The 12,196-nt window shown below is 70.6% G+C and carries 11 protein-coding genes; 7 read left to right on the top strand and 4 right to left on the bottom strand.

Annotation, left to right across the window (positions count from 1 at the left end; translation table 11 throughout):
* Window positions 1-5 precede the first annotated feature (5 nt).
* Together ACNF49_RS07685 and pdhA are read right to left on the bottom strand one after the other, a co-directional pair.
* Window positions 6-986: an alpha-ketoacid dehydrogenase subunit beta gene (locus tag ACNF49_RS07685; RefSeq protein ID WP_482943236.1), complete on the bottom strand. Its 981-nt coding sequence runs from the start codon at window positions 984-986 to the stop codon at window positions 6-8.
* Entirely contained in the window at window positions 983-2,074 is a 1,092-nt protein-coding gene (pdhA, locus tag ACNF49_RS07680) for a pyruvate dehydrogenase (acetyl-transferring) E1 component subunit alpha (protein WP_357986837.1), read from the bottom strand. The genes ACNF49_RS07685 and pdhA overlap by 4 nt, the downstream gene beginning before the upstream one ends.
* 228 nt (window positions 2,075-2,302) lie before the next feature.
* Between pdhA and purS the strand changes: the two genes are divergently transcribed.
* From purS to purL, 4 genes are all read left to right on the top strand, one after another.
* Entirely contained in the window at window positions 2,303-2,548 is a 246-nt protein-coding gene (gene purS, locus ACNF49_RS07675; protein WP_352320496.1) for a phosphoribosylformylglycinamidine synthase subunit PurS, read from the top strand.
* Window positions 2,549-2,769: 221 nt separating this feature from the next.
* Entirely contained in the window at window positions 2,770-3,159 is a 390-nt protein-coding gene (locus ACNF49_RS07670) for an ATP-binding protein (protein WP_352361053.1), read from the top strand.
* Between the two features lie 140 nt (window positions 3,160-3,299).
* Window positions 3,300-3,983 carry a phosphoribosylformylglycinamidine synthase subunit PurQ gene (gene purQ, locus ACNF49_RS07665; protein WP_482943234.1) on the top strand — a complete coding sequence of 228 codons (684 nt, stop codon included), beginning with the start codon at window positions 3,300-3,302 and terminating at the stop codon, window positions 3,981-3,983.
* Window positions 3,980-6,232, top strand: coding sequence for a phosphoribosylformylglycinamidine synthase subunit PurL (gene purL / locus ACNF49_RS07660; RefSeq protein ID WP_482943233.1), 2,253 nt, complete (start codon window positions 3,980-3,982; stop codon window positions 6,230-6,232). The genes purQ and purL overlap by 4 nt, the downstream gene beginning before the upstream one ends.
* Before the next feature lie 56 nt (window positions 6,233-6,288).
* Here purL and ACNF49_RS07655 read toward each other — a convergent pair whose 3' ends face one another.
* Window positions 6,289-7,068, bottom strand: a complete 780-nt coding sequence (locus tag ACNF49_RS07655) for a collagen-like domain-containing protein (RefSeq protein WP_482943232.1) — start codon at window positions 7,066-7,068, stop codon at window positions 6,289-6,291.
* Between the two features lie 196 nt (window positions 7,069-7,264).
* Between ACNF49_RS07655 and ACNF49_RS07650 the strand changes: the two genes are divergently transcribed.
* Genes ACNF49_RS07650 through ACNF49_RS07640 form a run of 3 tightly spaced genes read left to right on the top strand, consistent with a single transcriptional unit; the run spans window position 7,265 to window position 11,487 of the window.
* On the top strand, window positions 7,265-9,277 hold the full coding sequence (locus ACNF49_RS07650) for an adenylate/guanylate cyclase domain-containing protein (RefSeq protein ID WP_357986850.1): 2,013 nt from the start codon (window positions 7,265-7,267) through the stop codon (window positions 9,275-9,277).
* Between the two features lie 32 nt (window positions 9,278-9,309).
* Window positions 9,310-9,972 carry a Crp/Fnr family transcriptional regulator gene (locus ACNF49_RS07645; protein ID WP_357986853.1) on the top strand — a complete coding sequence of 221 codons (663 nt, stop codon included), beginning with the start codon at window positions 9,310-9,312 and terminating at the stop codon, window positions 9,970-9,972.
* 45 nt (window positions 9,973-10,017) lie between these two features.
* Entirely contained in the window at window positions 10,018-11,487 is a 1,470-nt protein-coding gene (locus ACNF49_RS07640; RefSeq protein WP_482943231.1) for an MFS transporter, read from the top strand.
* On the opposite strand, the gene ACNF49_RS07635 is transcribed toward ACNF49_RS07640, so the two are convergent.
* Window positions 11,448-12,194: a methylenetetrahydrofolate reductase gene (locus ACNF49_RS07635; protein WP_352320480.1), complete on the bottom strand. Its 747-nt coding sequence runs from the start codon at window positions 12,192-12,194 to the stop codon at window positions 11,448-11,450. The two genes, ACNF49_RS07640 and ACNF49_RS07635, sit on opposite strands and share 40 nt — an antisense overlap.
* Between the last annotated feature and the right edge of the window lie 2 nt (window positions 12,195-12,196).

Here is a 12,196-nt window from a genome sequence, read left to right as displayed (position 1 = left end):
CCCTTTCAGAACCCGAAGGCGCGGTCGACGGCGTGGAGCACCCGGTCCAGGTCGGGCAGGTAGTGCTCTTCGAGCTTCGACGGCGGGTAGGGGGTGGAGAAGCCGCCGACCCGCAGCACGGGCGACTCCAGGTGGTAGAAGCACTGTTCGGTGATCCGGGCCGCCAGCTCGGCGCCGAAGCCGCTGTAGACGGGCGCCTCGTGGACCACGACCACCCGGCCGGTACGGCGTACGGACTCCATGACCAGCGGCTCGTCCAGCGGGTTGAGCGAGCGCAGGTCGATCACCTCCAGCGAGCGGCCGTCGTCCTCGGCGGCCGTGGCGGCCTCCAGGCAGGTCTTGACCATCGGGCCGTAGGCCAGCAGCGTGACGTCGGAGCCGGGCCGCACGACCGCGGCCTTGTCGAACGGCGTCCACCAGTCGGTCGAGGCCGTGTCGATGTCGGCCTTCTCCCAGTAGCGGCGCTTGGGCTCGAAGAAGATGACCGGGTCGTCGCTCCGGATGGCCTGCTGGATCATGGTGTAGGCGTCGGCCGGGTTGGAACAGGCCACCACGCGCAGGCCGGCCGTGTGCGTGAAGTACGCCTCGGGCGACTCGCTGTGGTGCTCGACCGCGCCGATGCCGCCGCCGCACGGGATGCGCACGACGACGGGCAGCTTGATCGCGCCGAGCGAGCGCATCGGCATCTTGGCGAGCTGCGTGATGATCTGGTCGGCCGCCGGGAACACGAACCCGTCGAACTGGATCTCGCACACCGGCCGGTAGCCGCGCAGCGCCAGGCCGATCGCGGTGCCGATGATGCCGGACTCGGCGAGCGGCGTGTCGATGACCCGGTCTTCGCCGAAGTCCTTCTGCAGGCCGTCGGTGACGCGGAACACGCCGCCGAGCTTGCCGACGTCCTCGCCCATGATGAGGACCTTGGGGTCGTCCTCCATGGCGCGGCGCATGCCCTCGTTAAGCGCCTTGGACAGGCTCAACACCGTCATTTCTCGAAGCCCTCCAAGTAGGCGGCGAACTGAGCGCGCTCTCCGTCGATGAGCGCGTGGGGCTCGCGATAGACGTGGTCGAACATATCGAGCGGCTCGGGGTCGGGCATCGCCAGGCACCGCCTGCGCAGGTCGGCGCCGAGCTGGTCGGCCTCGGCGGTCACGGCGTCGAAGAAGCCCTGGTCGGCCAGCTCGTTGCGGAACAGGTACGACTTGACCCGCTCGATCGGGTCCTTCAGCTTCCACGCCTCCAGCTCGCTGGCCACCCGGTAGCGGGTCGGGTCGTCGGTCGTGGTGTGGGCGCCCATCCGGTAGGTGAACGCCTCGATCAGCGTCGGCCCCTGGCCCGTACGGGCGGCTTCGAGCGCCTTCCTGGTCACCGCGAGGCAGGCGAACACGTCGTTGCCGTCGACCCTGATGCCCGGGAAGCCGAAGCCCGAGGCCCGGCGGTAGAGGGGGATGCGGCTCTGCTTCTCCAGCGGCTCGGAGATGGCCCACTGGTTGTTCTGGCAGAAAAAGACGATGGGCGCGTTGAACACGCTGGCCCAGATGAACGACTCGTTCACGTCGCCCTGGCTGGTGGCGCCGTCGCCGAAGTAGGCGATCGTGGCGGCGGAGGCGTCGTCGCGCTGGATGCCCATGGCGTAGCCGACCGCGTGCAGGGTCTGGCTGCCGATCACGATCGTGTACAGGTGGAAGTTGTGCTCCTCGGGGTCCCAGCCCCCGTGGTTGACGCCCCTGAACAGGCCGAGCAGCTTCACCGGGTCGACGTCGCGGCACCAGGCGACGCCGTGCTCGCGGTAGGTGGGGAAGGCCATGTCCGAGTCGGTGAGCGCGCGGCCCGAGCCGATCTGGGCGGCCTCCTGGCCGAGCAGCGAGGCCCAGATGCCCAGCTCGCCCTGACGCTGCAGCGCCACGGCCTCCAGGTCGATGCGCCGGACGAGCACCAGGTCGCGGTAGAGCGACCTGACCTCCTCGGGCGTCAGGTCTATGTCGTAGTCGGGATGCTCGACCCGTACTCCTTCGGGGGTGAGCAACTGCACGAGCTCAGGGGGTGCTTCGGCACCACGAGAGGCGTCGACTGTCACGTGCCGCTCCTGTGCGATCGGGGCCGGTGTCGATGGGGTCGCCACCTGAGGCCAGCCGTGTGTGCGTGCGAACCATGTGGTGGTGGTTCATACGCGTTTGGGGACATCGTGGCAGACGTCACAGCCCTCCGCGCAAGCCCCATGTCCTCCCCGTTCCCGTTGTGTTGACGGCCATGCGCGCCGGTAGGCTTGCTTTCCCAAGCACCCACTCCACCCAGGAGGAACGTAGTGGCGCGCGTCATCGTCGACGTCATGCTCAAGCCCGAGATCCTCGACCCGCAGGGCCAGGCCATCGCCAGGGCGCTGCCCAGGCTCGGTTTCTCCGGCGTCTCGGCCGTCCGTCAGGGCAAGCGGTTCGAGGTCGAGCTGGAGGGCCCGGCCGACGAGGCGGCCCTCGACGAGGTACGGAAGATGGCCGAGACACTCCTGGCCAACACCGTGATCGAGGACTACAGCGTCCGGGTTGAGGGGTAGAAGGCACATTTGATGCCTGGTTTTACCCCTGGTGAGTTAAAGTCGCGTTCGGGCATGCCACAATGCCACGGGCGTGCCAACACTAAATAACAACAACGTGATTTTGCGGTTAGCCCCGATTTCACAGGGAAACCTACTCCAGGTGACATTCCGGAGCCCGGAGGAGTCCGGTGGATATTGAGTTCTCGTTGGCGCTGCCTCGGGATGCGATCGGCATACCGATGGTCAGGCGAGTGCTTGGCGACGCGATGCGCTCACTCAACGTGAGTGAGACCTGCATCGCCGACATGCTGCTCGCCGTCTCCGAGGCGTGCTCCAACGCGGTGCGACACGGCGGCCCCGCCAACCGTTACGAGGTCTCGGCGTCGATCGGCTACGGCCGCTGCGACGTGCGCGTCGCCGACAACGGCGACGGCCTTCCGTCGATGCCGCTGCACTTCCCTCCGCCCGACACCGAGAACGGCCGCGGCCTGCTCATCATGCGGTCCGTGGTGGACGAGATCTCCTTCGGCACCACGCCCGGCCGTGGCACGACGGTCCACCTGCGCAAGACGCTCGCCTGGGACGACGAGGCCGAGGGCGCCCGTCACCGCGAGCTGGCCGCTGTCTGACGGCTGTCCGACCACGGTCCGACCCGCTGCCCGGAACACAGCCGCGCACCCGATAATCTGAGTACACCGCCGTAGACCGCCGTCCGACCCCAAAGAGACGGTGGCACGCGCGTGCGCATTCCTCGGAGGGGACGACTGTCATGAGCGCTGCCCGTGTGGGCGTAGTCACGTTTCCAGGAACTCTCGACGACCAGGACGCCGCCAGAGCCGTGCGCCTCGTGGGCGCGCAGGCGGTCCCGCTGTGGCACGCCGACCACGACCTGAAGGGAGTCGACGCCGTCTTCCTGCCCGGCGGCTTCTCCTACGGCGACTACCTGCGTTGCGGCGCGATCTCGAAGTTCGCCCCGCTGATGGACGAGCTCGTCCCGGCCGCCAGGGCCGGACTGCCGGTCATCGGCACCTGCAACGGCTTCCAGATCCTCTGCGAGGCCCACCTGCTGCCCGGCGCGCTCACCCGCAACGCCTCGCTCCACTACGTCTGCCGCGACCAGCGGGTCACGGTGGAGCAGACCGCCACCGCCTGGACCGGCTCCTTCGAACAGGGCCAGGAGATCGTGCTGCCGGTCAAGCACGGCGAGGGCCGTTACGTGGCCTCCGCGGAGACGCTGGCCGCGCTGGAGTCCGGCGGCCACGTCGTGGTGCGTTACGCCGGGGGCAACCCCAACGGCTCGCTCAACGACATCGCCGGCATCCGCAACGAGGCGGGCAACGTGGTCGGCCTCATGCCGCACCCGGAGCACGCCGTGGAGGAGCTGGTCGGCGCGCCGAGCACCGACGGGCTCGGCTTCTTCACGTCCATCCTGAAGAATCTGGTGAACGCATGAGCACCGACAGCGTCAAGCGGGCCGCCGAGACCCCCGACGAGCCGATGCCCTTCGCCGAGCTGGGGATGAAGCAGGACGAGTACGACCGGGTCAAGGAGATCCTGGGTCGCCGTCCCACCGGCTCCGAGCTGGCCATCTACAGCGTCATGTGGTCCGAGCACTGCTCGTACAAGTCGTCCAAGGTGCATCTGCGGCAGTTCGCCACCAAGGCGCCCAAGTCCGAGGCGCTTCTGGTGGGCATGGGCGAGAACGCGGGCGTCGTCGACATCGGCGACGGCTGGGCGGCCACGTTCAAGATCGAGTCGCACAACCACCCGTCCTACGTCGAGCCGCACCAGGGCGCGGCCACCGGCGTCGGCGGGATCGTGCGCGACATCATGTCGATGGGCGCCCGCCCGATCGCCGTCATGGACGCGCTGCGCTTCGGCGGCGCCGACGCCGTGGACACCCGGCGGGTGCTGCCCGGCGTGGTCGAGGGCATCAGCCACTACGGCAACTGCCTGGGCCTGCCCAACATCGGCGGCGAGGTCGTCTTCGACCCCTGCTACATCGGCAACCCCCTGGTCAACGCGCTGTGCGTCGGCCTGCTGCGCAAAGACCAGATCAAGCTGGCCACCGCGCCGGGGCCGGGGAACCAGGTCGTGCTGTTCGGCGCGTCCACGGGCCCCGACGGCATCGGCGGCGCGTCCGTGCTGGCCTCGGCGACGTTCGAGGACGAGTCGCAGGCCAAGCGGCCCGCCGTGCAGGTGGGCGACCCGTTCATGGAGAAGCTGCTCATCGAGTGCTGCCTGGAGCTCTACGCGGCCGACGTGGTCGTCGGCATCCAGGACCTCGGCGCGGCCGGCGTCTCCTGCGCCACGACCGAGCTGGCCGCCAAGGGCACCGGCGGCATGAAGGTCGACCTCAACCTGGTCCCGCTCCGCGACTCCTCGCTCAGGCCCGAGGAAATCCTGATGAGCGAGTCCCAGGAGCGGATGATGGCCGTGGTCCGGCCCGACGACATCCCCGCGTTCATGGCGATCTGCGCCAAGTGGGACGTCCCGGCCACCGTCATCGGCGAGGTCACCGACACCGGCCGCCTGGTCATGACCTGGGACGGCGAGGTCATCGTGGACATCCCGCCGGGCACCGCCGCCGACGAGGGCCCGGTCTACGAGCGTCCCTACCACGAGCCGGCCGGGCAGGGCGCGCTCAACGCCGACACTCCCGACCGGCTGGCGCGCCCCGACGACCTGCGGGCCACCCTGCTGCAGCTCCTCGGCTCGCCCAACCTGGCCTCCAAGGAGTGGGTGACCTCCCAGTACGACCGCTACGTCCGCTCCAACACCGTGCTGGCCCAGCCCGCCGACGCCGGGATGCTGCGCATCTCCGAGGTCATCGCCGGGGCCGAGCCGACGACCCGGGGCATCGCGCTGTCCACCGACGGCAACGGCCGTTACGCCAAGCTCGACCCCTACGCGGGGGCGCAGCTGGCGCTGGCCGAGGCGTACCGGAACGTGGCCGTGACCGGCGCCAAGCCGCTCGCCGTCACCAACTGCCTCAACTTCGGCTCGCCGGAGGACCCCGAGGTGATGTGGCAGTTCGCCGAGGCCGTACGCGGGCTCGCCGACGCCTGCCGCACCCTCGGCGTGCCGGTGACCGGCGGGAACGTCTCCTTCTACAACCAGACGGGCTCGACGGCCATCAACCCCACGCCGGTCGTGGGCGTGCTCGGCGTCATCGACGACGTGGCCAAGCGGGTGCCGTCCGGGTTCACCGCCGAGGGGCTGCGGGTGGTGCTGCTCGGTGACACCGCCGAGGAGTTCGGCGGCTCGGAGTGGGCGCACGTGGCCCACCGCCACCTGGGCGGCCTGCCGCCGCACACCGACCTGGAGGCCGAGCAGGCGCTGGCGACCGTGCTGGTCGAGGCGGCGGCCCGCGGGCTGCTGGAGGGGTCGCACGACCTGTCCGACGGCGGGCTGGCCGTGGCGCTGGCCGAGTCGTGCCTGGCCCGTGGCATCGGGGCCACCGTGGCGCTGAGCGGCGAGCCGTTCACCGACCTGTTCAGCGAGTCGGCGGCGCGGGCCCTGGTCGTGGTCCGGCCGGAGGCGTTCGAGGAGTTCGCGGCGCTGTGCGGGCGGCACGAGGTGCCGTGCTACGGGCTCGGGGTCACCGGCGGGGCGTCGCTGGTGGTCGAGGGCGCGTTCGAGGTGGGGATCGAGGAGCTCCGCGAGACCCACTCGGCGACGCTGCCGGCGCTGTTCGGCTGACGTTCGAACGAGAAGGGCCGGTGCGGGGTCACCCCGCACCGGCCCTTTCAGCGTTGTCAGACGCAGATCACATAGACGGTGCCATTGGCGTTGCTGTCGAACGTGACCGTCCACCCCTTGGGGGTGCCGCCTTCGACGGTCGGGTAGCTACCAGTGATCTTGCCGTTGGCGCCGGCGGCGTAGCCGCCACCAGTGGCGATCTTGCCCGCCGGGCAGCTCGCGCTGGCGGACTTGTCGTGGTAAAAGTTCGCGCTGACGACGGTCGCACCGGTAACGCCGCCACCGGTGCCGGGGTCACCCTTGGGGCCCTGGGGGCCCTGCTTGCCATCGTCGCCCTTGGGGCCCTGGGGGCCGGCCGGACCGCGCTCGCCGTCCTTGCCGTCCTTGCCGGGGAGGCCCTGCTTGCCGTCCTGGCCGTCCTGGCCGTTCTTGCCGTCGTCACCCTTCGGGCCCTGGGGGCCCGCCGGGCCGCGCTCGCCGTCCTTGCCGTCCTTGCCGGGGAGGCCGGGCTTGCCCTGGGGGCCCATGTGGCCCGTCTCACCGCGGGGGCCCTGCGGACCCTGCGGGCCCTGGGGGCCCTGGTCGCCCTTGGGGCCGGACGTGCCGCCGTTCAGCTGCGTCGTGCTGCCGCCGATCACGACGCGCTCTTCGGTCTTGCGGCACGGCGTGGTGGGGTTGACGATGCGGACGTACCGGGTCTTCTTGTGCACGCAGGCGTACACCTCGCTCGCCGCCGACGAGGCGGTGGCCACGCCACCGACGGCGAGGAGCGAGGCGGCGAGCGCTCCGACAGTGGCGAGGGTGAGCGTACGCCCACCGCGAACCTTGATAGCCACGGCTTTCCTTCCAGGGAACAAGTGATGCTCATGTGGTGCATGAGATTCACGTTTCGACCGTTCCAAAGGTTGGCAGAAACTACATAACGTATTTGTCACGAAACAGAGGGTTACTGACCGGATTGACCGACTGTCGCCGTTGCAGTGGGTAAAAGGACGCATTGGCAGCGGCGATCCCGCGTGCATAATCGGGTCTGTGCCCAGCCCCTACCTGCCGCCGGCCACGCAGCCCGTCCGAGGCGTGGTCTGGGTCATCCACCTCGCCCTTCCCCTGCTGGGGCTCTGGTTGCTGCTCTCCCAGCCCCACCTCAACGTCGTCTGGCAGCACAACGCGAGCCACTTCTGGATGATCCTCGCGGTGGCCGGCATCAACGTGGCGCTCGGCGGGCTGATCACCGAGGCCGCGCGCCGCCGTCAGGACGCCCGGCTGTTCCTGGTCTCCATGGTGTTCCTCAGCAGCGCGGGCTTCTTCCTCCTGCACGGCCTGGCCACGCCGGGGGTCATCCTGCCGACCGGCTCGCTGGGCTTCGACCTGGGGCAGCAGGTGGGGCTCACGATCGCCGCGATGTTCGCGTTCGCCTCGGCCCTGCCGCTGGGCGAGCGGGCGGCCGGCAGCGTCCTCGCGGCGCAGCACTTCGTCCGGGCGATGTTGTTCGGGTTCATGCTGCTGTGGGCGCTGGTCTCGCTGGTGCCCGAGCTGACCGAGCTCAGTCAGCCGCCGCCGGTCGCGCCCATGAGCTGGCTGGGCCCGGCCTCGATCCCCGGCGTCCTGTTGTACGGCGTGGCCGGCGTGATGATGTTCCTGCTCCACCGCCGCCGTCCCTCGGCCATGCTGGTCAGCCTGATCACCGCGTACGCGCTGCTGGCCGAGGCGATGGTCGCGGGAACGTCGCAGCTCAACTGGCACCTGACGTGGTGGGAGTGGCACGCGCTGCTCACCCTCGCCTTCGTGTTCGTGGCCTACAGCGCGTACCTGCAGTTCAGGCGCGAGGGGTCGAGCGCCGGGCTGTTCGACTCGGTGACGCTGGCGGCGACCGTCGCCCGCCTCCAGCAGGACTACGACCAGGCCCTGGAGGAGCTGGTCGAGCACGTACGCCGGGGCGAGCCGCTGGCCGCGGCCCGGTTGTCGGGCAAGTTCCGGCTGAACGAGAGCCAGGCCGCCGTGCTCGACCGGGCCGGGACGGCGCTGGCCCACGAGCGGGAGCTGTCGGAGCGGCTGGCCGCGCTGGTGGCGGTGAGCGCGCAGACCCGCGTGGGCCTGCCGGAGGGCGAGCTGCTGACCACCGCGCTCGACCGGGTCAGGCAGGCGTACGGAGACGTCAAGATCGCGCTGGTGTCGGAGGGCAAGACCCAGATCGGCTCCCGCGCGTACGAGTTCGAGGGCGACGGCCCGATCCGCCGCGACCACCGGCTGGCCTACCCGCTCACGGTCAGGGGCCACCTCGCCGGCGTGCTGGAGGTGCCGGTGGGCCGCACCGGCCATGACGAGGCGCTGGCCGCCACGCTCGCCGGCCAGCTGTCCATCTCGCTGGAGAACGCCCGCCTCTACCAGGAGCTGGACACCCTCTTCCGCCAGTACATGTCGCCCGACGTGGCCAACGCGCTGCTCGCCGACCCGGCGCGGGCGGCGCTCGGCGGCGAGCTGAAGGAGCTGACCGCGCTCTTCGCCGACCTCAAGGGATTCACCTCGTTCTCCGAGCAGGTCGCGCCCGGCGAGATCGTCGAGATGCTCAACCGCTACCACACGGCCGCCGTCCCCTGCGTGCTGAACAACGGCGGCACGATCGTGCAGTTCGTCGGCGACGCGATGCTGGCCCTGTTCAACGCGCCGGCCACGCAGGCCGGCCACGCCAGGGCGGCCTGCCGGGCCGCGCTGGAGATGCAGCGGGCCGCCGCCGAGGTGGCCGAGGAGATGGCTTGGAAGCGCGTCGACGAGGTGGAGTGGCCGACCTTCCGGGTGGGCGTCAACACCGGCCCCGCGCTGGTCGGCAACATCGGCAGCCCCGAGTTACGCGGCTTCAACGCCATGGGCGACTGCGTCAACGTGGCCGCCAGGCTCCAGGCCCTGGCCGAGCCGGGGACGGTGGTGATCGGCGAGACGACCCTGAGGCAGCTCGGCCGCGACGCCTCGGTGAACGCCCTCGGACGGCTCAGCCTGAAAGGCAAGGAAGAACTCGTGGCCGCGTACGTTCTGACTGGAATGCCATAGAACGGCAATAGCCGTACGTACATAATCGGCGCATGGATCCAGAGCCCGGCGAGTTCCTTTCCATGCTCACGGCCGAGGAGGTCGAGGCGCTGCGAGCGGCCGGGCGCCCGCGCCGATGGGACCGCGGCACGACGGTGATCACCGAGGGCGACGCGGCCGACTGGGTGCTCGTGCTGACGCAGGGCCGGGTCAAGGTGTCCTCGCACACGAGCAGCGGCACCGAGGTGGTCCTCGCGGTACGCGGCCCGGGGGCGCTGCTGGGCGACATGTCGGCCGTGGACGGCTCGCCGCGCTCGGCCACCGTGACCGCGCTGGAGCCGATCCAGGGCATCGTGGTCCGCGACTTCAGCGGCTTCCTGGCCGCGCACGGCCGCATCGCCGTCCTGCTCCTGCAGCTCGTCGTCGGCCGGCTGCGCGACGCCGACCGCAAGCGGGTCGAGTACGGCGCGTTCGACACCACCGGCCGGGTGGCGACCCGGCTGCTCGAACTGGCCGACCGGTACGGCGAGCGCACCAGCACCGGCGTGCGGGTGGCCCTGCCGCTCAGCCAGGACGAGCTGGCCGGCTGGACCGGCTCCTCGCGGGAGGCGGTCAGCAAGGCACTGCGCACCCTGCGCGACCGCGGCCTCATCGAGACCGGCCGGCGGCGGGTGGTCATCCACGACGTCGAGGGGTTACGCAGGCGAGCCAGGTGACCCCTGGTACAAAACGGACGTACGACGTACGTCATAGTGGGAGGCATGGTCGCGGTCACCCCCGAAGCCGGCACCCGCATGCGCTACGCCTGGCGCGTGTGCTCGGTCACCAGCCTGGGCCTCGTCCTCATCGGCATCGCGGGCAGCACGCTCAACGTCGCGCTGCCGACCGTCGTGCGGCACTTCCGGGCCGACGCGACGCAGTCGGGATGGATCCTGCTGGCGTTCCTGCTGGTCAACACCGCGAGCCTGGTGTTCTTCGGCCGGGTCGCCGACCTGCTCGGCAGGCGCGAGGTGTATCTGGCGGGCTTCGCCCTGTTCACGCTGGCCTCGCTGCTGGCCGGGCTGTCGCCGGACGTCTGGTTCCTGGTCGGCATGCGTGTGCTCCAGGCGATCGGCTCGGCCATGATCCTGGCCAACGGCACGGTGATCATCACCGACGCGTTCCCGCCCGAACGGCTCAGCCAGGGCATGGGCGTCTACATCGGCACGCTGTCGGTGGCCCAGCTCGCCGGTCCGACGCTCGGCGGCCTGATCGCCGAGACCGCCGGCTGGCAGTGGATCTTCTGGGTGAACGTGCCCGCCGGGCTGATCGCGCTCGGCTGGGGCGCGGTGATCTTACGCAAGATGCCGAAGAGGCCCAGGCAGCCGGTGGACGCGCTCGGCAACGTGCTGGTGTTCGCCGCGCTGTCGGCCGTGCTGCTGGCGGTCAACGAGGCCGGGTCGGGCGGCCTGACCAGCCCGGTCGTCCTGACGGGGGCGGCGCTGTTCGTGCTGCTGGTGCCGCTGATCGTGCTGGCCGAGCGGCGCTCTACCAACCCGGTGCTGGACCTGCGGCTGTTCGGCGGGCGGCTACTGGCCTACGCGAACCTGGCCTCCTTCTGCAACGCGCTCGCGCGTTCCGCGCTGATCCTGGTGGTCGCGCTCTACTTCCAGGCGGCGCGCGGGCTCGACGCGTTCTCGGCCGGGCTGAGCGTGCTGCCGGTGCCGGTGGGCATCGGGCTGGCCTCGCCGATCGCGGGCCTGCTCGGGCCGCGGGTCTCGCCCTACGGGCTGTCGATCGGCGGCGCGGCGATGAGCGCGCTGGGGCTCGGCACGCTCATGCTGACGGCCGACCCGGCGACGCCGTACTGGGTGACGGGGATCGCCCTGTTCGTGGCCGGCTGCGGCAGCGGGACGTTCCTGACCGGCAACACCACCCAGGTCATGGCCGCCCTGCCGAGCGGCAGCCTGGGCGTGGTCAACGGCTTCCGAGTCATGATCATGAACGTCGGCATCGTGATCAGCGTGGGCCTGACGCTCAGCGTCGTGACCAGCTCCGTGGGCCCGGCGCTGCGCGCCCAGGTGTACGCGGGCACGCTGTCCACACTCTCCCCGGTGGCCGTCGGGCAGCTCATGGACGGCTTCCAGCGCGCGTACGCGGTCTTGTTCGCCGTGGCGCTGGCCGGCGCGGTGCTGGCCGCGCTCGCCAGGTCTCAGAGGGCTCCGGCGAGCCTCGACTCCACGTCGCGGTAGCGCGAGACCGGGATGAGGTGCACGCCGTCGAACGCGCCCGAGTCGCGCAGCGCGAACACCTGCTCGCAGGCCGCCTCGACGCCCGCCATACGGTCGGCGGCCACCCGCTCGACCAGCTCGCCGGGCAGGGCGATGTCGGGGATGGCGGCGGCCAGCGTACGGGCGTGGCGCTCGCTGGCCAGCACCATGACGCCCGCGTAGACCGGCACGTCGACCTGGTTGGCCTCGCGCCACCGGACCTGCGCCTCGACCGAGAAGCTGACCTGGGCGAACAGGAAGTCTGCCGCGCGCTTCCAGGCGGGCAGCGGGCGCAGCCCGGCCGCCGCGCCGACGCGGAAGGCCGGTGAGAAGCCCCTGGCCTCCTCGATCATCGAGCGGACCGTCAGGTCGCTGGTCCGGCTGCCGCTGGCGGGCTTGTCGCCGTGGACGAACAGGAACTGGTCGACGCCGTACGCCGCGGCCGTCAGCAGGTCGCGGTGGAAGCCGAGCAGGTTGCGGTCGCGGGAGTTGAGACAGGCGATGCTGCGCCCGCCCATCGCCTCGACCTCGTGGGCCACGGCCACGCTGGACACGGTGGCCCGGCCGATGTGGTTGTCGGGGATCAGGAAGGAATGGGCGACCTGGCTGAGCGTGCCGATCTGGTGGCGGACGCGCTTCAGATCGGGCTTGGTGGGCGGTTCGATCTCACAGACCAGCTCGAAAGGCATGA

The sequence above is a fragment of the Actinomadura sp. ATCC 39365 genome, assembly GCF_054392275.1.
This window is presented reverse-complemented; position numbering and strand designations above follow the sequence as displayed.

Excerpts from the sequence above, each read along its gene's own strand:
- ACNF49_RS07685 (WP_482943236.1), bottom strand. The coding sequence starts at position 986 with ATGACGGTGTTGAGCCTGTCCAAGGCGCTTAACGAGGGCATGCGCCGC.
- ACNF49_RS07670 (WP_352361053.1), top strand. The coding sequence starts at position 2,770 with ATGGTCAGGCGAGTGCTTGGCGACGCGATGCGCTCACTCAACGTGAGT.
- purQ (WP_482943234.1), top strand. The coding sequence starts at position 3,300 with ATGAGCGCTGCCCGTGTGGGCGTAGTCACGTTTCCAGGAACTCTCGAC.
- purL (WP_482943233.1), top strand. The coding sequence starts at position 3,980 with ATGAGCACCGACAGCGTCAAGCGGGCCGCCGAGACCCCCGACGAGCCG.
- ACNF49_RS07645 (WP_357986853.1), top strand. The coding sequence starts at position 9,310 with ATGGATCCAGAGCCCGGCGAGTTCCTTTCCATGCTCACGGCCGAGGAG.
- ACNF49_RS07640 (WP_482943231.1), top strand. The coding sequence starts at position 10,018 with ATGGTCGCGGTCACCCCCGAAGCCGGCACCCGCATGCGCTACGCCTGG.
- ACNF49_RS07635 (WP_352320480.1), bottom strand. The coding sequence starts at position 12,194 with ATGCCTTTCGAGCTGGTCTGTGAGATCGAACCGCCCACCAAGCCCGAT.